Annotated in this window: 16 protein-coding genes; 14 read left to right on the top strand and 2 right to left on the bottom strand. The window is 66.0% G+C overall.

Annotated elements, in window-relative coordinates; translation table 11 throughout:
* Positions 1-11 precede the first annotated feature (11 nt).
* Positions 12-1,487, top strand: coding sequence for an alpha/beta hydrolase (locus LF41_RS10135; protein ID WP_052116320.1), 1,476 nt, complete (start codon positions 12-14; stop codon positions 1,485-1,487).
* On the opposite strand, the gene LF41_RS10130 is transcribed toward LF41_RS10135, so the two are convergent.
* Positions 1,484-2,287: a 7-cyano-7-deazaguanine synthase gene (locus LF41_RS10130; RefSeq protein ID WP_036169234.1), complete on the bottom strand. Its 804-nt coding sequence runs from the start codon at positions 2,285-2,287 to the stop codon at positions 1,484-1,486. The genes LF41_RS10135 and LF41_RS10130 overlap by 4 nt on opposite strands.
* A gap of 132 nt (positions 2,288-2,419) precedes the next feature.
* Here LF41_RS10130 and LF41_RS10125 point away from each other — a divergent pair, with 132 nt between their 5' ends.
* A complete protein-coding gene (locus LF41_RS10125; protein ID WP_152599980.1) occupies positions 2,420-3,253 on the top strand; it encodes a hypothetical protein in 834 nt (277 codons plus the stop codon).
* Here the strand turns inward: LF41_RS10125 and dbpA are convergent.
* The gene (dbpA, locus tag LF41_RS10120; protein ID WP_036169229.1) at positions 3,219-4,601 is read right to left on the bottom strand and encodes an ATP-dependent RNA helicase DbpA; all 1,383 of its coding nucleotides are present in this window, start codon (positions 4,599-4,601) and stop codon (positions 3,219-3,221) included. The genes LF41_RS10125 and dbpA overlap by 35 nt on opposite strands.
* Positions 4,602-4,682: 81 nt before the next feature.
* Between dbpA and LF41_RS10115 the strand changes: the two genes are divergently transcribed.
* The 12 genes from LF41_RS10115 to LF41_RS10055 all read left to right on the top strand — a co-directional run bounded on the left by LF41_RS10115 (position 4,683) and on the right by LF41_RS10055 (position 19,130).
* Complete coding sequence (locus LF41_RS10115) at positions 4,683-5,162, top strand: pyridoxamine 5'-phosphate oxidase family protein (RefSeq protein WP_036169227.1); 480 nt, start codon at positions 4,683-4,685, stop codon at positions 5,160-5,162.
* 15 nt (positions 5,163-5,177) lie between these two features.
* Entirely contained in the window at positions 5,178-5,858 is a 681-nt protein-coding gene (locus LF41_RS10110) for a 2OG-Fe(II) oxygenase (protein ID WP_036169225.1), read from the top strand.
* Positions 5,859-5,862: 4 nt separating this feature from the next.
* Complete coding sequence (locus LF41_RS10105; protein ID WP_036169467.1) at positions 5,863-6,243, top strand: VOC family protein; 381 nt, start codon at positions 5,863-5,865, stop codon at positions 6,241-6,243.
* Positions 6,244-6,324: 81 nt separating this feature from the next.
* Positions 6,325-6,966 carry a glutathione S-transferase family protein gene (locus LF41_RS10100; protein ID WP_036169465.1) on the top strand — a complete coding sequence of 214 codons (642 nt, stop codon included), beginning with the start codon at positions 6,325-6,327 and terminating at the stop codon, positions 6,964-6,966.
* 68 nt (positions 6,967-7,034) lie between these two features.
* Positions 7,035-7,319, top strand: a complete 285-nt coding sequence (locus tag LF41_RS10095) for an I78 family peptidase inhibitor (protein ID WP_036169222.1) — start codon at positions 7,035-7,037, stop codon at positions 7,317-7,319.
* A gap of 164 nt (positions 7,320-7,483) precedes the next feature.
* On the top strand, positions 7,484-8,062 hold the full coding sequence (locus tag LF41_RS16160) for a GspH/FimT family pseudopilin (RefSeq protein WP_161786949.1): 579 nt from the start codon (positions 7,484-7,486) through the stop codon (positions 8,060-8,062).
* Positions 8,059-8,649: a PilW family protein gene (locus tag LF41_RS16755; protein WP_161786948.1), complete on the top strand. Its 591-nt coding sequence runs from the start codon at positions 8,059-8,061 to the stop codon at positions 8,647-8,649. The genes LF41_RS16160 and LF41_RS16755 overlap by 4 nt, the downstream gene beginning before the upstream one ends.
* A gap of 16 nt (positions 8,650-8,665) precedes the next feature.
* Positions 8,666-10,405, top strand: a complete 1,740-nt coding sequence (locus LF41_RS10080; protein ID WP_036169219.1) for a hypothetical protein — start codon at positions 8,666-8,668, stop codon at positions 10,403-10,405.
* Positions 10,406-10,417: 12 nt separating this feature from the next.
* Positions 10,418-12,745 carry a type IV pilus modification PilV family protein gene (locus LF41_RS10075; RefSeq protein WP_036169217.1) on the top strand — a complete coding sequence of 776 codons (2,328 nt, stop codon included), beginning with the start codon at positions 10,418-10,420 and terminating at the stop codon, positions 12,743-12,745.
* A 213-nt stretch (positions 12,746-12,958) separates the two neighbouring features.
* Positions 12,959-16,351 (top strand): DUF6531 domain-containing protein, encoded by a 3,393-nt coding sequence (locus LF41_RS16155; protein ID WP_052116318.1) that lies wholly within the window; start codon positions 12,959-12,961, stop codon positions 16,349-16,351.
* Positions 16,348-18,498 (top strand): RHS repeat-associated core domain-containing protein, encoded by a 2,151-nt coding sequence (locus tag LF41_RS10060; protein WP_052116317.1) that lies wholly within the window; start codon positions 16,348-16,350, stop codon positions 18,496-18,498. The genes LF41_RS16155 and LF41_RS10060 overlap by 4 nt, the downstream gene beginning before the upstream one ends.
* 8 nt (positions 18,499-18,506) lie before the next feature.
* Positions 18,507-19,130, top strand: coding sequence for a hypothetical protein (locus LF41_RS10055; RefSeq protein WP_152599978.1), 624 nt, complete (start codon positions 18,507-18,509; stop codon positions 19,128-19,130).
* Positions 19,131-19,303 lie beyond the last annotated feature (173 nt).

Below are 19,303 nucleotides of genomic sequence, written 5' to 3'. Positions count from 1 at the left end.
GAGTCGGCCGGATGACCGAGGGGAACCGCTCGTGGCCGCGGCGCGTACTCGGTGCCGTGCTCGCATTGGCCCGTCGGTCCGTCGCGACCGTGGTGCTGGTCGTGCTCGTCCTCGTGGGACTGCGCGCTTGGCACTCGACGCAAGGCCCGCCGTTGCGCCCCTGGCACACCATCGTTCCGGCCGAGCTGGACAGCGACGCGATCGTCCACGGTGACTGGAATGCATGGATGGCTGCGGAATCGCGGCTCTTCGATCGATTGCATCGCGACTTGCAGCGGGAGATGGAACCCGCCGACCGCACGCCGATCAATCGCTACGAGGACGGCAGCTTCGCATCCCCCCTGGCGTTCGATCGCGAATGGAATCGGTCGTACATCCTCGATCCGGCGATCACGCCGCGCGGCGTCGCCGTGCTGTTGCACGGGTTGTCCGACAGCCCCTACAGCATGCGCAGTCTCGCGGCGTTGTACCGGGCCAATGGCTTCATCGCGATCGTGCCGCGCATGCCGGGCCACGGCACCGTGCCGGGCGCGCTGACGCACGAGGGCCGCAAGGAATGGGAAGCGACCGTCGAGATGACGATGGTCGAAGCGCGGCGTCGCACGGGCGGGCGTTTGCCGCTGCACTTGGTCGGTTACTCCAACGGCGGCGCGCTCGGGCTGCTGCACGTCGCCCGCCGCATCGCCGCCGGCGAGCGCAACGATGTCCAACGAATCGTCCTGCTCTCGCCGATGATCGAAGTCAACACGTTCGCGCGGTATGCCGGTCTTGCGGGGCTGCCCGCGTACTTCGGCCGCTATGCGAAGACCGCGTGGCTCGACCTGCTGCCGGAGTACAACCCGTTCAAGTACAACTCGTTCCCCGTGCGCGCGGCGCGCGAGTCGTACCTGGTGACCAGCGACCTACAGGGCGCGATGGACGCGGTCGCGCAACGCGGCGCGATGGACAAGCTGCCGCCGATCCTCGCATTCCAGTCCGTCGTCGACGACACCGTCACCGCGCCCGCGGTGATGACGCGGCTGTTCGACCGGCTACCGGCGAACGGGAGCGAGCTCGTGTTGTTCGACGTGCACCGCGGCCGCATGCTCGATCCCATCCTGCGGCCCGGCGTGACCGCATGGACCCACGAGGCGTTGAAGGTCTCGCGCCGCTACACGTTCACGGTCATCGGCACCGCGTCCGAAGACGATGCGACCGCCGTCGCCCGCTCGCGTCCGGCGAACGCGGATGGAGTGCGCACGCGGGGCATCGGTGCCCGTTACCCGGAAGACATTTATTCGCTCTCGCACATCGCGTTGCCGTTCCCGGCGGACGATCCGCTGTACGGGCGCGACCCCTCGGGCCGACGCGTGATCCAGCTCGGCAGGATCGCCGTGCGCGGAGAACGCAACACGCTGGCGGTGTCGCAAGACAGCCTCGACCGCCTGACGTGGAATCCCTTTTACGACGAGATGCGCAAGCGCATCGAAGAAACGCTGCCGCCCTAATGCGCGGAGGGCAGGGGCGTCGGCCCGGCATGCGAGCGCATCAGCATGCGGCGCGCCATCCTGCGCACCGGATACAGCGTGCGTTTGTACACGGCGGACGCCGCACGCCGCGTCGGGGAGATGCGCCACCCGAAGCCTTGCTTGATCGCGTACATGCACGGGTTGCACAGACCGCAGGGCTGGTCATTGCCGGTCGGCCGATGGCAGAACCAGGTCAGGCCGAGCAGGTCGAGCCAGCCTTTTTCGCGCGCAAGCACGGCGGTCTGCTCCTTCGTCATCTCGAACAACGGCATCGTGTAAGCGCCGAAGATCGCTTGCACGTCCTCGTCCGCGTATTCGGGCGGCACGCGCCAGTTGTCCAGGCCGTGCGGGTCGATGACGCGTTCGGCGATCGAGTGCAATACCGCATGCGGCCCCTGGTAGGTGTGCTCGCACGACAACTCGACGCCGCGCACGCCGTACTGCTTGCAGTAGCGCGCGAGCCATTCGTACTGGTCGCCGAGCGGGACGTGCGATGCGATCCGATGGAAGGCCGCGGTCACGGCGGCGTCCTGCGCGAGGTCCGACATCGGCACTTCGCGCACGGGTTGCAGTAGCACGCGCGTGTGCGGATGGGCATCGAACAGCGCATCGCGAAGGCGTTCGAGGGACAGGCGTTCGATCGCGGCAGAGCCGCGCGTGGGATCCACGACATAGATCGGTGCGACCGGGACGCGATGGTCCAGCAGCAGCTGCAGCAAGCGGAACGTCGAGTCCCATCCGCTGGTCCAGAAGAGTTCGACGGGTGCGACATGTTGCATGTGCGTGTCCCGAAACCTGGTGCCGGGAAATTCGCACGCGCGCCGTGAACGCCGGATGCGCATTGCATGAAATGAATTGGCGTTGATGCGCAGGCTGCGAAACTGACGTCGATGCAAGCGGAGTGCGATGCAATGCAAGAGGCACGCGTGCGGCTGCTGTGGACCGGTGGCTGGGATTCCACATTTCGTCTTTTGTGCCTGCTTTCCCGGGAAAACGTGCACATCGCGCCCTATTACCTGTTGCGCGACAAGCGCGAATCGACCAGTGTCGAGCTCGCGACGATGGAGCGCATCCGGCTGGCGTTGCGGAAAGTTTTTCCGGATTCGGATGTGCGACTTGCGCCGACGGAATTCTGCAACGTCGACACGCTCGCGCAGGATCCCGACATCACCAGTGCTTACGAGCGCACGCTAGAGCGCAGTTTCCTCGGTCGGCAATATGAATGGTTGGCGTGGTTCTGCACGCAGGACGGGATCGACGAGATCGAACTGTGCGTGCATCGCGACGACAAGGCGCACGCGGTGCTGGCGCCATTCACGATGGAAGTCGAGCGCGCGGCCGGGCCCACGCATGTGTTCGATCCACGGGCCGCGGGCCGGTCCGAAAAATCGACGGATCTCCATCGCCTGTTCCGTTTCTTTTCCTTCCCCGTGTTCGAAACCACCAAGCGCGAGATGGCTGAACAGGCACGGGCGAACGGATGGGACGAGATCATGGGGATGACGTGGTTCTGCCACAGCCCGCGGCGCAACGCGCAACCCTGTGGCGTCTGCCACCCGTGCCTGTACACCATCGAGGAAGGACTGGCCTGGCGATTGCCGCGCAGCAGCCGCATCCGTTCGGCATTGTTCCGCACCTGCCTGCTGCCGTTCCGGACCCCGATCGTCTTCGTGCTCGAAACGCTGGGCCTGCGCCGGAAGGAAACGCCCCTTACAGCTTCCGGACCCGGAAGCGCTTCGCTTTGATCTTGCCTTGCTGCAGGCGGTTGAGCGCGGCGTTCGCCTGCGACGCGGGCACCGCGACGTAACTGCGGGTGGCGAATACGTCGATCTTGCCGATCGCATCGCCCTTCAATCCGCCTTCGCCCGTCAACGCGCCGACGATGTCGCCGGGGCGCAGTTTGTCGGTTCGGCCGCCGTCGATGCGCAGCGTCGCCATCGGCGCGCGCTGGCCGACGTTGGCCTTCAGCGCGGCGAGCGGCGGGCGCTGCAACGAGATGTCCAAACCGAGCGCCGCTTCGATCGCCCTCAGGCGCGGGAGCTCGCGCGACGTGCTGATCGTCAGCGCAATGCCTTCGCGGCCCGCGCGGCCGGTGCGGCCGATGCGGTGCAGGTAGGTGTCCGGGTCGTTCGGCACGTCGTAGTTGACCACCGCGCCGAGGTCTTCGATGTCGAGCCCGCGCGCGGCGACATCGCTCGCCACCAGCACGTTGCAACTGCGATTGGCGAACAACACGAGCACCTCTTCGCGATCGCGCTGCTCCATGTCGCCATGCAAGGCGAGCGCGGAGAAGCCCAGGTGCGTGAGCGACGACACGACTTCTTCCGTATCGCGGCGCATGTTGCAGAACACGACCGTGTGCCCGCCGCCGTGGTCCATCAGCAGGCCGGCGAGGGCGGCGGGCTTGCGCTCCGGGTCGATCTCGTAGAAACGCTGGTCGATCGTCGGTTTGTCGGCGGCGCCTTCGACGGTGACTTCGACCGGCTCGCGCATCGTGGCGCGCGCGATGTCGCGCACGGCGTCGGGGAAGGTCGCGGAGAACAGCAGCGATTGCCGGTCCTTCGGCGTGGCCTTCACGATTTCGCGGATCGGTTCCTCGAAGCCCATGTCGAGCAAGCGGTCGGCTTCATCGAGCACCAGCGTGCGGATGCCGCGCAGGTCGAGCGCCTTCTTGCGCAGCAATTCCTGCACGCGCCCGGGGGTGCCGACGACGACGTGCGGCGCATGCCCGAGCGAGGCCAGTTGCGGACCGAGCGCCACGCCGCCGGTGAGCGTCAGCAGTTTGAGGTTCGGCAATCCGGTGGCGAGCTTGCGGATGTGCTTGGCGACCTGGTCGGCCAACTCGCGGGTCGGGCACAGCACCAGGGCCTGCGCGCGGATCTGCGCAAGCTCGATGCGTTGCAACAGCGCCAGGCCGAACGCCGCGGTCTTGCCGCTGCCGGTGGGCGCTTGCGCGATGAGGTCGTGGCCCTCCAGCAGCGCGGGCAGGCTGCGCGCTTGCACGGGCGTCATGCGCACGTGGCCAAGCGCGTCGAGACCCTGCATCAGCGCGGGATCGAGCGGGAGATCGGAGAATTCGACGGCGTCGTTCATGCGCCATGATACCGGCCGCCGTCGCCCGCCGTTCACCGGCGCTCGCATAAAACCGGGCGTTCGCAACGGCGGAGCTCACGAATGTCCACGCCCCATGAGTTGGAAGAGAAGTTGTGGAAGGCCCTGAAGTCCGACCGGACGATCTTCGTCGGGCTCGACGGCGAGGGGCACGCGCGCCCGCTCACCGCGCTGTACGAACACGAGCGCGGCCCGATCTGGTTCTTCACCGCGAAGGACAATGCGCTGGTGCAGCAGCTGGGAGACGGCGGCGGCCGCGCGGTCGCGAACTTCGCCTCCAAGGGGCATGACCTCTTCGCGTGCCTGTCCGGTGCGCTGCAGGTGGACATCGATCGCGCCGTGATCGATCGCCTCTGGAATCCCTTCGTGGCCGCCTGGTACGAGGGCAAGGACGATCCGAAACTGGCCCTGCTGCGCTTCGATGCCGACGACGCCGAAGTGTGGGAGAACGCGAACAGCATGCTCGCGGGCGTCAAGATGCTGGTCGGCATCGACCCGAAGAAGGACTACAAGGACCACGTCGCGAAGGTCGACCTGCACTAGCGTTATGCTCGGCGCATGGTCCTGCGCCCCGCACGACTGGAGACCGCGCCGGCCTGGCTGGCGCCGTTCCCGCTGCTGATCGCGCACGAGGTGCTCGATCCGGCCGCGATGCCGGATCTCGACGCGGATTTCCCGCGCTATCGCGGTGCCGGGTATTTCCCGCACGCCGCCGGGGATTGCGGCCCGAGCGTCAATGCACTGGTCGATGCGCTCACCGCGCCGGAATTCGCCGATGCGCTCGGCGCGCGTTTGGGCATCGAGCGCATGTCGCGATATCCGCCGCTGGTGACGCTCTGCCGTTCGCTCAATCTGCGCCACGGGTCGATCCATACCGATAGCCAGTCGAAGGTGGCCAGTGCGCTGCTGTATCTCAACCCGGCGTGGCCGGACCGGATGCACGCCGGATGCCTGCGCTTCCTCGCCAGGCCCGACGACATCGAATCCATGCTCGTCCCCGAGATCCCCCCGGTCTACGGAACACTGGCGGCATTCCGCCGCACCGACTGTTCCTACCACGGGCACTTGCCGTTCGAAGGCGAGCGCCACGTGATCCAGGTCGCGTGGCTCGTGGACGCGGCCGCGAAGGCGCGCAAGACGCGGCGCGGCCGCCTGTCGCGCTTCGTCAAATGGATCGCGGGGCGCGCGGACCGCGATTTCGGCAAGGATCGCGACAAGAATGCAGCCCACCTGGATTGACGACATGCATCGTTCCCGTCTTTGCGCACTGCTGATCGACTGCAATACCGACGACATCGACGCGGCGGCCACGTTCTGGTCCGCCGCCCTCGGGCGCGGGATCGACCGTGCGCATCCCGGCACGCGCGGCGACTACGTCATGCTCGACACGCCGCCCGACGAACCGATCGTGCAGTTGCAGCGCGTGTCGCATGAGAGTCGCGTGCACATCGACATCGAGACCGACGACATCGAAGCGGAAGTCGCGCGGCTGGAAGCGCACGGCGCGAAGGTGGCCAGGCGCCTCGAACGCTGGGTGGTCATGGACGCGCCCACCGGACAACGCTTCTGCATCGTGCGCGTGCAACGCCCCGGCTTCCCGAAGAACGCCACGACCTGGGACTGACCGGCGGCCCGTCGCAAGATCCGGATATCCGCGGCCGACGGCGCCCGACACACTGCGGCCTTCCCTCCGATGCACGCCGCCATGCCCACTCTCTACGATTACCTGCCGTCTCGAAATGCCTGGAAAGTCCGGCAGTTGCTGCGCCACCTCGGGCTGCCGCATCGCACCGTCGAAGTGTCGATCTTCGAAGGCGCGGGACGCACGCCCGAATTCCTCGCGCTGAATCCCACCGGCAAGGTGCCGGTGCTGCAACTCGACGACGGACGCGCGCTCGCCGAGTCGAACGCGATCCTCGCCTACCTCGCCGATGGCACGGCGTACCTGCCGAACGATCCGTTCGCACGCGCGAAGGTGCACCAGTGGTTGTCGTTCGAACAGGAGAACGTGGAGGCCGTCATCGGGTCGCTACGGCACTGGACGATGACGGACAAGCTGGCGCGCCGCGCGCCGGACATCGTGGAAGCCAAACGCGCGGGTGCCTTGCGAACGCTGGCGTTGCTCGATCGCGAACTGTCACTGCGGCCCTTCATCGCGGGGCAGGCGTACACCATCGCCGACATCGCGCTCTTCGCCTATGCCAGTCGTGCGGAGGAGGCGGGCATCGCGCTGTCGCCATTCGCCGAGTTCCGCGCGTGGGTCGCGCGGGTGGAGGCGCAGCCGGGATTCCTGGCGGAGGTGCACCCGTATTCGATCGATCCGCATTCGGCCGGCGAATTGCCGTAAAGCCGCTTGCGATGCGTTGGCCTAGTCTGCGATCCCCGCGTCCGCGGGGATGACGGAGGAGACCCACGATGCACCGGTTCACCCTGGCGATTGCCGCGGCGTGCGCGCTGAGCGCCTGCGCGCCGATGGACACGAAGGACAAGGGCGTCGCGAAATGCGACACCTCGAAGCTCGATTGGGCGAAAGGCCAGCCCGCGACCGAAGACAACGCGCGCCGCCTGGTGCGCGAAAGCGGGCTCGGGCTGTGGCGCATCATCGGCCCGGAGAACGTCGAGCGCGCGGATTACCGCCCCGACCGCCTCACGATCTACACGGACAAGGACAACGTCATCCAGTCGCTCGATTGCCACTGAACGACGGGCGCACGCGCCGCAGCATCATCATCGCGCCGGCGCGTGCGCGGCGAAACAGCGTTCGTCTTCGTTCGTCACTCCGTCTGCCCCGCCCGTCCGTTTCGTGCCCGTGAAGAACCGCCAGCGGCGTTTCAATCCACGCACCCACGGCGGAGACGATGATCATGCGTGCGCAACGGTCCCCCGGATTCACGTTGCTCGAGTTGATGATCGCGGTGGCGATCCTCGCGGTCCTCGCCGCGCTTGCGGCGCCTTCGCTGTCCGATTTCTTCGACCGCCACCGCGTGCGCGCGGCGGCCGACGATGTTTCCAGCCTCATCAGTCACGCCCGCGCAGAGTCGGTCAAGCACGACCTGCCGATCACCATTGCGATGAATGGGAGCGGCACCGCGTGGTGCGTCGGCGCGAATGAGGCGACGCCACCGACGGGCGGCGCGCCGGCCGGCGAATCGGCCGCCTGCGATTGCACGCAGGACACGCAGTGCATGGTGGCGGGCATCCGCCAGGTGGTCTCGTCGGGCGAATACCGCGGCGTCGCGATCGGCGCGTTGCCCTCGGACTTCCGCTTCGACAACACGCTGGGCGCGATCGTCACCACCGGCGGGTTGCTGGGCAGTCGCCAGGTGACGCTGACTTCGCCGAGCGGGAAGTACGACGTCGTGGTCGAAGTGGAGACGCTGGGGCAGGCGCGGTCCTGCACGCCGTCGAGCCGTCCTGCGATGTCGGGGATGCCGCAGTGTTGAAGCGGCGACAAGCCGGGTTCACCCTCATCGAGCTGATGGTCTCGCTCGTGCTGGCGCTCGTCGTCATGGCGGCGGTGATCACGCTCGTGGTCGCCGTGATCCGTTCGAACCGGCAGACGTTGCAGTCCACGCGGTTGAACCAGGAATTGCGCGCGACGCTGAATCTCGTCGCGAACGACCTGCGGCGCGCGCGTTCGGTGGGGGATCCGTTGACCGCTGCGTTGGGCGCGAATGAATTCCGGCCCGTAGCGACGCCCGGGAACGTGTGTGCGATCTACGCGTACGAAGGGGCCGCGCAAGGTCCTTGGCATGTGCTGGGCGTCGATAGCGGCCGGTTGCGCGTGCTGGGTGCGGGCGCGCGTCCGAACACCTGTGCGCTCGACGGCGCCACGCAACTGAGTTCGGACCAGGTGGAGATCACCGCCATCCGCTTCGACCGCGTCCCCGCCGGCGCCACGGACGACTTCGTCCGCCAGATCGACGTGACGATCACCGGCCGCCTGGTCGACACCAATCCGTCGGCGGCGCCCACGGAACGCACGATGCGCCAGACCGTCTACGTGCGGTCCGTCGGCGCCGGCATCTGAATCGCAGGAGACCCCGATGCGCGCCATTCGCCATCCGCGTTCGCACCAGTCCGGCACCGTCCTGCTCGTCGCGCTCGTGCTGTTGCTGCTCGCGGGCCTGCTGACGTTGTTTGCGCTGCGCGTGGGCGTGTTCGAACAACGCAGCACCGGCAACGACGTCCGCTCGAAGGTCGCCGGCGAAGTGGCCGAAGCGGGGCTCGCGCAGGGCTTCGAATTCCTGTTCCGCCAGCATCCCGACATGCTGACCAACGCCGCCCTGTGGGAACGCTGCGGGGCGACCGACGACAGCTTCCCCTGCGGCGCCGTGCCGAATACGACGTTCGACGATGACGGCGATCCGGATACGGCGGAAGTGTCGCGCCGCGGCTCGATGTTCCGCCTGCGCGCGGACAACACGCACACCATCGCCAACATCGACAACGCGCTCGCGCAACACATGCTGCGCCTGCCGACCTCCTCGAAGATCACGGCGATGGCGAACGGGCAGGGCGTCGCGTACGGCGTGGCGCCCGTCGTGTGCTTCGCGCGCCAACCGGCGGGCGTCGCGGAAGGCATCCCGTGCGGCAACGTCGGCGCGACCAGCGTGAGCGTCGCCACCTTCGTCAGCGTGGCGCGCCTGCCCGGCGAGAACACGAGCAGCACGCTCGTGCAGACGGTCGGCCAATATCCGAAGCTCGGCGATGAAATCGTGCGCACGCCGCCGATCATGGCGTCCGGCGCGGTCGACGTGACCGGCAACCTGCAGGTCGTGACCAATCCGAACGCGGGCGGCGTCGGTGTGCCGGTGTCGGTGTGGAGCCGCCTGGACATCGACAAGCACGGTACGCCCAACACCTGCTACGCGGATGAGTTCTTTCGCTACACGCAAGGCAGCCACGTGCCGTCGATCTACCAGAACACGATCCGCTGCGACGACTGCAAGTGCGATGCGAACGGCGCGCCGGCGACGCTCAGCTACGACGCCAGCGGCAACGACCGCTGCAACGGCGGATTCACCGATTGCGAAGGCATCGACGTGCTCGACGTGGACGCGAGCACCAATTCCAACACGCTGTACAACACCGGCGGCCACGTCGGCGCGAACTTCAACGTGCGCTCCGATTCGCTGTCGTATCCGACCTGCGAGTTCCCGCCGGACATGTTCCGCTACATCTTCGGCGTGCAGGCGTGGGTGGACAACAACCTGGATTGCTTCGCCGAGACCAAGGCCGGCTCGGTGCTCTACCAGAACCCCGACAACGGCGTGGTCGCCACCGTGCCGCCCGACGAGGCGTACCTGTACAAGATCGCGGACCGGGTGATCCCGACCACCGCGCACACCAATCTCGTGCGCGGCGTCCAGCTGGGCACGAATGCGCTGCTGTCGGCACAGAGCAGCACCGGCATCATCTGGTGCCAGGTCGGTTGCGACATCACCGGCCAGGTCGGCACGCCGAATGCGCCGGTCTTCCTGATCCTCGACGGACCGGTGGATATTCATGGCGTCGTGTTCGGCTTCGTGTTCGTGCGCGATACCGGCACGACGCTGCGCCCGGCCACCGGCAGCAGCATGACCGGCTCGTGCCCCAACGACTGCATGCTGCGCATGAACGCGAACTCCGCGATCTACGGCGCGCTCGTCGTGCAGGGCCAGATGAAGGTCAACGGCACCGCGGCCGTGATCTACGACAAGAACGTGATCGACGGCGTCGTCGAACAAGCCGGGCTCGTCTACGCGACGCTGCCCGGCGCGTGGACCGACCGTGCGTCGTATTGAGGAGTGCCCGCCATGATCCTCCGCCGCCGCGCCACCGGGTTCAGCCTCCTCGAAGTGCTGGTCGCCATTGTCGTGCTCACCGTCGGCCTGCTGGCGCTGGCGGCGTTGCAGGGCAGCCTGACGCGCTCCTCGGCCGATGCGAAGGTGCGTGCGCGGGTGGCCGCGATGCTGACCGCGCGCATGGATGCGCTGCGTGGCAACAGCTACGGCAATCTCGCGCCGGAAGGCACGCAGGCGGCGGTGACGAGTACGAACGGCGATTGCGACACCGCATCGCCGGATGCGACCGACTGGATCGATTGCGCGCGGTTCGAATCCGGTCTGGGCAGCCTGAGTTCGCAGCAGACGATCACGACGTGGTACGGCAACGGGACCTTCGCCACGCCCGCGCCCGCGCTGAACGCACAAGACCCGCGCGTCGCGCAGTTCAAGCGCGTCGCACTCACGGCGTGGTGGAACGATGCCGGTGGCGTGCGGCACGACCTGCAACTGGTGTCCGACGTCAGCGCGATGACGCTGACCAGCAACATCATCATTCCACCCGATCCGGTCGGCACGCCGTCCGGATCGCCCATCGTCCGCACCACGAGCCCCGCGACTTCCGGCGTCATCCCGATCGCGCTGGGCAACGAATCCACGAGCGCGACGACGAACCCGAGCCCGGAACTGGTCGGTTCGAAGAACAACCAGATCGTCGTCGGCACGCGCTACTCGGTGTTGAACTATTCGCCGCCGGGATTCGGCAGCAGCGTGCAGATCCAGAAGCGCTTCGACCAGGAAGTGGTGAAGTGCAGTTGCAAGTACGGCGCGGGCGGCAACAACCTGCCGGCGATCTATCGCACCGCGTTGTGGCCGGCCGTCTGGACGGGCGAGGGCTACGCGCTGACGCAACCCAGCGGCAACCCCGCGGCGCCGGGGCAATCGCTCGCATCGGGCCCGAAGTCCGGCGTCACGCAGAGCGACCTGTGCCAGGAATGCTGCCGCGACCACCACGACACCGGCACGAGCGGGCAGGTGCGGTTCGACCCGGAACGCAACGACAACTCGGTCGCGAAGTACGATCTCAACGGATCCGGCAATCTCGTCGCCGTCAACAACACGAACAACGGCACGTACGTCGATTCATGCCGGCTCGTGCGCGTCGACGGATTCTGGCGTACGGCATCGGACCTGTATTCGCGCCAGTTCGGCCTGCTGGAAACGCAGGCGGTGTCGGGCGTCGCCGCGAAGAGCGGGTTGCCGACCGACGATTCGGTTACGCGCTACACCACGTTCGTGAAGACCTTCCTGCGCGGCTACGACGGCAGCACCGCCAGCGCGCCCTCGAATGCGCAGAGCACGTTCAACGGCGACACCGCCTTCAACGCGGCGACGGTGGTCATCAACACCGCCTCGAACAGCGACTACCGTTTCCTGCACGGCCGCGGCCTGTATGTCGATTACCTCGAACAGGACGCGCGCGACAAACTCGGCGAAGTGCTGGCCGACACCGGCACCGACGGTGCATGCCCGACCGGCACGCCGGCGGAAGAGTGCGTCATGCCGTTCCTCCCGTTCACCACCGTCAACCTGACCGAGATCGCGAAGTGGACGGCGAGCAATACGTCCATCATCACGGTCAACAGCGGAAACCTGTTGTCGACCGATCCGACGCAGCCCTCGGGCAGCCGCACCATCGGCAAGACCAACGGCACTTCGAACAACACCGGCGAATTGCGCCGCTCGAGTTCGGGCGTCGCGATCAACGCCTCGCTGCCGACGCTCGCGGGCGTGGATCCCAACGACAACTCGGAGGTGTGGTCGGACGCGCAGGCCTTCCAGGTCGGCGGGACGACGGGCGGCACGTTCGACGCGCGCGTCACGGGCGGCGGCGGCAATCCATTCGTGTTCACCACCGTGGCGGGCGACGTCAACAAGGAATGCCTGAAGCCGGCCGGCACCGATCACCATTGCGTGCTGTCGGGCGGCAACACCTTGCCGAAGGCAGGCGCGCTGCTGTTGTCGAACTACTGGATCGAGACGACGACCAACCGCAGCATCACGGGCAACTGCGGCGGGCGCACCGTCACCGACACGATCGCCGTGCCGACGTTCCGCAATTACGTCGTCAGCACCGCCGCGATCGGCGGGATCAACGGCACGATCAGCCCGCCGGCGAACGACAACAAGGTGACCGAGACCACGAGCATCAGCTTCGCCTCGATCGCGCAGGGCGGATTGATCCTGGTGGGCCTCACCGAACAGACCGGCAGCCCGACCTACGCGACGATCGCCTCGTGCACCACCAACGGCGGCGGCAACAAGATCAACAATCCGACGTGGAACAAGCCTTGGCTGTGATCGTTTTGCCCTCTCGTGCAGGGGAGGCATGGGAAAGCGTTGCTCTTAGTTTTTGCCTGCCGTCGCTGCTTAAGTGGCACTTCTCCGTCGCACCCCAGAATGCCGTAGCCTCGCGTTGAGGAATATTCGGCGCGCGAATCCGCTTTGCACCGATAGACCTGAGCAAACGGTGTGTCGCCTACTGGCGCCAGTCCCCGAGTGGCTGGAGTTGCGATGCGCGGATCGATTCGCCTGTTGTGTGTGTTCGCCGCTCTGTCGGCGCCCATGCATGCCGCTGACTCGCGCGGACTCAAGGGTGCGCGCGTACAGTACTACAACGACGCGCGTGGCAGTCCTATCGAACTCAACACTGTCACGGTGTGGGCAACTTATGACAGGGTGCCCGGCTACGCGTGGTCGAACGACGTCGGCTACGGATTCAGTGGCGAACGGGGTAGTGAAGGAGAGGCCTCCACGCCCACGGCACCGGAACAGGAAACCGACGACAAGCGCGACCAGCAATGCGATGAAACGCGCGGCAATCCGGTGGTGCTGTACACCGGCAACAAGGTCGAATCGGAACTCGACTTCGCAGCCGGCGGCGAAATGCCGCTGCACCTGTCGCGAACCTACAACCGGATGTGGACGGGGATCGGGTTGTTCGGAAAGCACTGGCTGAGCAACTTCGATTACACGCTGGTAGTGCAGGGCGCCGTGGCATGGGCGCAACGGCCGGATGGCCACCGTTTGAAGTTCGTGTCGAACACCGATACTCAGCGCTGGGTGCCGGCACAGCCGGGCGGCGTCGCGTATGTTGTTCGCAACGGCGATGGCAGCCACACGCTGCACAACGATGAGGGTGGCACGGAAACCTACGACACCGAGGGGTACATCAGGGAACGCCGGAACGCTCAAGGCATCGCATGGACTTTCGCCTACAGCGCCAAACGCTTGCAAAGCGTCACGCACACGTCCGGGCGCAAGGTCACGTTCACTTGGTCGAGTGGGCAACTCACCGAAGTCACAGATCCCGCCGGCAGCCCGTATCGGTACACCTACGCGCCAAACGTCTTCGGCACGGGTCGCGGCCGCCTCGCCAGCGCGTCCGCGCCCGGTGCCCCCACAACGATCGTGGAGTATCACTACGAAGACGCGCGGTTCGCAGGCGCGCTGACTGGCAAATCGTTCGACGGCGTGCGTTTCTCGACCTTCGCCTACGACGCACAAGGACGCGCGATTTCCACCGAGCATGCCGGAGGCGTCGAGCGCTACACGTTCGAATATCACGTCGATGCGAACGAAGCGCTGCCGCTACCGCCCGCGACGCCGCCGCCGGGCGGCTTCATGACCGACGCGGAAAAGGGCTGGGAGTGCTACCAGCACCATTGCATCCAGCCCTACGCGGGCGAGGCCATGCAGCCGAGGCCGATCGGCTTCCGCGTCGTGGAGACCAATCCGCTTGGGCGCAAAACGACGCACACGTACGAGGACGGCAGGAAGGTGTCAGTCGCCGGCCATGTCTCCGCCAACTGCACCGCCTCGTACCGCGATCTCACCTACGACGCGAACGGATTCCCGGACATATTCAGCGACTTTACCGATACGCTGACCGACTTCGACCACGATGCGCAGGGTCGGCTGGTCAAGTCGGTCGAAGCCGCAGGGACACCCCTCGCGCGTACGACCTTGCGGGAGTGGAACGCGACCATGAACCGCCTGATGCGTATCACGCGCGTGGGCGAGCTCGACACGCAGTTCGAATGGACGGGGGACGGCCGCCCTGCTGTCGTGACCACGCGGAACCTTTCGCCCCATGGCGTGCCGCTGGAAACTCGCACGACCACTTATCGCTACATCCGACACCCGAATGGCCTCCTCGCCAGCGCCACCGCCGATGGCCCCTTGTTGAACGATGAGGTCACCTCGACGTTCAACGCACAGGGCGACTTGGTGCGCGTCGAGAACGGGGTGGGCCACGCCACGACTTACGCGAACCACGACGCACTCGGCCAACCCGGCCGCGTCACCGGTCCCAATGGCGACGTCACCGATTACACGTATGACGCACGAGGGCGCGTGGTCTCCGCAACCCGGATCGTCGCCGGCGTGCCGCAGATCACGCACTACACCTTCCACGCGAGCGGCCTGCCGGCGTCGGTGCGCACGCCCGACGGCCGTGAACTACGCTGGATCCACGACGCCGCGCGACGTACCACCGAAGAATACGAGCGCGAACCGGATGGGCGCTACGCCCGCAAAGTCACGCGCTTCAACGCGATGTCGCAGCCGACGAAGGTCGACATCCTGCGCACGGCATATCCGGCGCAGACGACGATCCAGGGGCATGTCGAAGGCGTCGTTGCCGACGGCGCTGCGCGGGAAGTCCACGGCTGGGCCTGTACGACGGGGCAGGATGCGCCGATCAATGTCGATCTGTACGTCGGTGGTGCGTGGCCGACCGGCACGTTCCTGGGTCGGCATCCCGCAAACAAGGCGAGCGAGCCGGCGGTGGCATCTGCCTGCCAAGCGCAGGGGGCCGCCTATCGATTGCAGATCGCGCTGACCGACGCACAACGCGACGCGCACGGCGGCAAGTCGATCCATGTGCACGGTCTTTCGCCGGCCGGAAAGTCGAACGACGTCCTCGGCGGATCAGGCGCGCATCTCGTGCCGCGCTTGGTGCCGGCCGTCGCGCCCGCATCGCTCAGCGCACCGGCGCAAAGCACGACCGGCGCGTACACGGTGTACTGGGCCTCCACGGTGCGTGCAACCTTTTACCGGTTGGAGGAGCGCACCAGCGCCGGCGCATGGACGCTGGTGCACGACGCAGCTGCGACCAGCAGGGCCGTTACCGGCAAGACGGCGGGCACCTACAGGTATCGGGTTGCGGCCTGCAACGAATCCGGCTGTGGCCCATGGTCCCCGGAAGCCAATGTAGTCGACATTGACCCGCCGTCCGACGTGCCCGCGGCGAGCGTACCTGCAGTGAATACCACCGGCGCGTTCACCGTCAGCTGGAATGCAGTCGAGGGCGCGACGAGCTACCACCTCGACGAAAGCACCAATGGCGGCGCCTGGACGCAAGTGCAGGATGCGGCCGTCACCAGCCGCGCCGTCACCGGCAAATCCACCGCGGTTCCGCACGCCTATCGCGTGCGCGCGTGCAATGCGGCGGGCTGTGGCGGCCATTCGGCGACACGCACCATCGCGCAGATCGTTCACGACGCACAGATCGTGTTGCATGACGTGCCGGGTCATGTGTTCGCACAGGAACAGGGCACCGTGCGCGTTACGGTCAAGAATACCGGCAACGCCGCGTGGCCGGCGGGCAGCGTGTATCTCGGACGCACGAGCGCAGCGCAACAAACGCCGGTCCGCACCGCGCTTCCCGCCGCAGTCGCACCAGGTGGAAGCGCGACGATCCAATACACGTTCGTAGCACCCTCGGGCCCAGTGAGCCCACCCGTTGTGTTGCGCTTCGGCGGACGCATGCATGCCGACGGCGTCGGCCCGTTCGGCGCGACCGTGCCTGAGGCGTACCTGGAAGTCGAAAACCCCGACGGCTTTTGCTCGCCCGGTAGCGGCGTATGCCAAGAACCTCGCCGGCTGCCAAAGGAGACGCCATGAAACGCCTGCTCGTCCTCTCGATGCTGTGCGCGGCGCCCGCCGCCCATGCGGAAATCCTGCGCACGATTTCGTACGACCACGACGAAGCGGGCCGCGTGATTCGCGAACGCCACGTAGACCCGGTCAGCGGAACCGACACCACCGCCGCGCGCTACACATACGACGACGCAGGCCGCCTGCTGACGACGACCGACGGCGTGGGCCGAACGACAACGATGACCTACGACGCCCTGGGCCGCATCGCGACCACGCGTGATGCGGCAGGCGGCGTGGCGTCATTCGCGTACGACATCGCCGACCGCATAGCCATGGTCATCGATCCCCGCGGCTTGGTGACGAGCTACGACTACGACGGCTACGGCCAGCTGCGCAAGCACAGCAGCCCCGACACCGGCACCACGCGACACGAGTACACCGCCGCCGGCCTGCGTACGCGGACCACGCGCAACGACGGCAGCGTCGTAGAATACGCGCACGACAGCCTCGGGCGGATGACGCAAGCGAAATCCGACACATCGGAACGCAATTTCGTGCACGACACCTGTCAGAACGGCAAGGGCCGCCTCTGCGAAGCGCAGTTGCGTGAGAACGGCGCGATCGTCACGACGGTGACGCACGCGTACACCCCGCAAGGCTGGCTGACGATGAGGCGCGACAGCGGCGTCGATGACGCGGGCATCGCGTACGACAGCACCATCGCCTACGCGCAGGACGGCATGGGCCGCGTGACCGGCATCGCCTACCCGAATGGCGTTGGCGTCGGCTACGGCTTCACCAGCGGCCGTCTGCACACGATCACCGCGACGATCGACGGCGTCACCCGCACCGTCGCGAACAGCATTGCGCACCAGCCCTTCGGCACCGTCGCGCAATGGACGTACGCCAACGGCCTGAACCGCCGCTACAACTTCGATGCCGACGGACGCCTGACCGGCGTCAGCGCAGGACAGGGCGCCACCCTCGTCCAGAGTCTCACCTACGGATTCAACGATGCCGATGAAATCACCGCGCTGACGCACGGTGTGACGACAACCGAAAGCCGCAAGTTCGAGTACGATGCCTTGGGTCGGCTATCGCGTGAAACTCTGCACGGACGCCAATGGACGCACGACGCGAACGGCAACGTCGACAGCGTCGCGACTGCCGGTGACATCGCTCACGCCACCATCGACCCGAACAGCAACCGCATCATCGCGATCACGGCAAACGGTGGCACGCGCACTTTCGGCTACGACGCCCTAGGCAGCCGCATCGCCAAGGACGGCCCGGGTACGAGCACGCGCTACACCTACGACGCCTTCAACCGAATGCGAACCGCGACCGTGAACGGCGCGATCTCGCGCTACACGATCAACGCCCTTGACCAACGCATCGGCAAATCGACACCGAACGGAAAGACACAATTCGTCTACGCGGAACAAAACCGCCTGATGGCCGAAAAAGGAAGCACCGGCTGGACCAACTACGTCTGGCTCGGCAACGAACTGATCGCGACCATCCAACCCGATAACGTTCTCCGCTACGTCCACAACGACCACCTCGGGCGCCCGGAAGCCGTCAGCGACGGCGCAAAACAAGTCATCTGGCGCGCGGCCAACGCCGAATACGGCCGCAGCGTGGTGCTAGACCAGATCGGCGGTCTCAATATCGGGTTGCCCGGGCAGTACTTCGACGCAGAGACGGGGCTCTGGCAGAACGGATTTCGGGACTACGACCAAGAAGCTGGATATATCCAAGCCGATCCAATCGGGCTGGCGGGCGGTAGCTACTCGACGTACTCGTACGCCGGTGCCAACCCCATCAAGCAGGTGGACTCGACAGGTCTTGGAATCATTGCGTTTGGCGTGTGCACTGCGGCAAACGCGGCTTTTCAACTCAATTCATACCGTCAAGCGCTGAAGGTGCCTGGCATGGACGGTATGGTTGAGCGACTAAATGCAATCACGAAGGAGATGAAAGATTGCCCCGTGGACGACCATGATCGTTACGCAGCACTTTACGAAGAGCATGAGAGGGTTGGCCAGCAACTGCTAGATGCATCCAAGGCACACGCTCAGGAAAATGTCGCGTACACCCTGAACGACCTCCTTGGCGCCGTGGCTTGGGAAGTCGGTTGCGGAATCCTCCTTTTGGCGCCGGTGCCATGAGCGAATCGATGAATCGCCAAACCGTGGCGGGAACCAAGCGTCGCACGCTGATCGCCTGCCTGGGATGTCTTCTGTCTCTGGTCGTCGCGTGCTTGATTCTTTGGAGTCAGTCGGCGCGTATTTCTTCCGGCGAGTTCTCGACGCTTGCATGGGTCGGATTGGTGATGTGCGTGGGTGGCTTGGCGTCGATGGCTTGTTATTCGCTCTATTTGGGCGTGAACTCGCTCGTCTCAGGTCTGTTCCCGGCACCCAACGCACATGTGCCTTGCGCCTGGAAGGTTGTTACCGGGCACAAGGGACGCATCTCTGGTGTCCTCATGATCGTCTCGGGCTTGCTGGTTGGCACGCTCGCAGTGCTTGCCGTCGTCGTTGTCTGGCCCCCGTCCGGCGTCACAAAGGCGCGGGTGACGCAGGATTTTCGGATGCACCCTCCGCCCGGAAGACGGTACGCAGGCGTGAGACTCGTCCAGCGAACGCACATTTCTGCCAACCGCCAGGATTTCGACGTTCGCTACTGCAAGCACGAGCAGGAAACGGAAGCGTGTAAGGACAAGGCCGTGTCCATGACCTATGTCCGGCTACCCGATGGCAGCTGGATGATGGCCTCCATGTCAGGGGAACAAGCGCCATGAGTTGCGCCCTGACTCGGGAAGAGGTCCACCGCAACTGTATTCGTTCGGCGTCTGTGGTGCGGTCAACCTGCTTGTGCAAAGGTATGACTTTTGGCAAGCGACCAAGGCACCTCAGGAAATCCGCGAGCTGAGTGTTCAAATGGAAGTGCTCAATGAACAGCTGAAAGAATGTC

This window comes from Lysobacter dokdonensis DS-58 (assembly GCF_000770795.1).
In the GTDB taxonomy this organism is placed as follows: Bacteria; Pseudomonadota; Gammaproteobacteria; order Xanthomonadales; family Xanthomonadaceae; genus Noviluteimonas; species Noviluteimonas dokdonensis.
This window is presented reverse-complemented; position numbering and strand designations above follow the sequence as displayed.

Coding starts and splice junctions, on each gene's coding strand:
- LF41_RS10080 (WP_036169219.1), top strand. CDS start 8,666: ATGCGCGCCATTCGCCATCCGCGTTCGCACCAGTCCGGCACCGTCCTG.
- LF41_RS16155 (WP_052116318.1), top strand. CDS start 12,959: ATGCGCGGATCGATTCGCCTGTTGTGTGTGTTCGCCGCTCTGTCGGCG.
- LF41_RS10055 (WP_152599978.1), top strand. CDS start 18,507: ATGAATCGCCAAACCGTGGCGGGAACCAAGCGTCGCACGCTGATCGCC.
- LF41_RS10060 (WP_052116317.1), top strand. CDS start 16,348: ATGAAACGCCTGCTCGTCCTCTCGATGCTGTGCGCGGCGCCCGCCGCC.
- LF41_RS10115 (WP_036169227.1), top strand. CDS start 4,683: ATGTCCACGCCCCATGAGTTGGAAGAGAAGTTGTGGAAGGCCCTGAAG.
- LF41_RS10110 (WP_036169225.1), top strand. CDS start 5,178: ATGGTCCTGCGCCCCGCACGACTGGAGACCGCGCCGGCCTGGCTGGCG.
- LF41_RS10135 (WP_052116320.1), top strand. CDS start 12: ATGACCGAGGGGAACCGCTCGTGGCCGCGGCGCGTACTCGGTGCCGTG.
- LF41_RS10100 (WP_036169465.1), top strand. CDS start 6,325: ATGCCCACTCTCTACGATTACCTGCCGTCTCGAAATGCCTGGAAAGTC.
- LF41_RS10105 (WP_036169467.1), top strand. CDS start 5,863: ATGCATCGTTCCCGTCTTTGCGCACTGCTGATCGACTGCAATACCGAC.
- LF41_RS16160 (WP_161786949.1), top strand. CDS start 7,484: ATGCGTGCGCAACGGTCCCCCGGATTCACGTTGCTCGAGTTGATGATC.
- LF41_RS10125 (WP_152599980.1), top strand. CDS start 2,420: ATGCAAGAGGCACGCGTGCGGCTGCTGTGGACCGGTGGCTGGGATTCC.
- LF41_RS10075 (WP_036169217.1), top strand. CDS start 10,418: ATGATCCTCCGCCGCCGCGCCACCGGGTTCAGCCTCCTCGAAGTGCTG.
- dbpA (WP_036169229.1), bottom strand. CDS start 4,601: ATGAACGACGCCGTCGAATTCTCCGATCTCCCGCTCGATCCCGCGCTG.
- LF41_RS10095 (WP_036169222.1), top strand. CDS start 7,035: ATGCACCGGTTCACCCTGGCGATTGCCGCGGCGTGCGCGCTGAGCGCC.
- LF41_RS10130 (WP_036169234.1), bottom strand. CDS start 2,287: ATGCAACATGTCGCACCCGTCGAACTCTTCTGGACCAGCGGATGGGAC.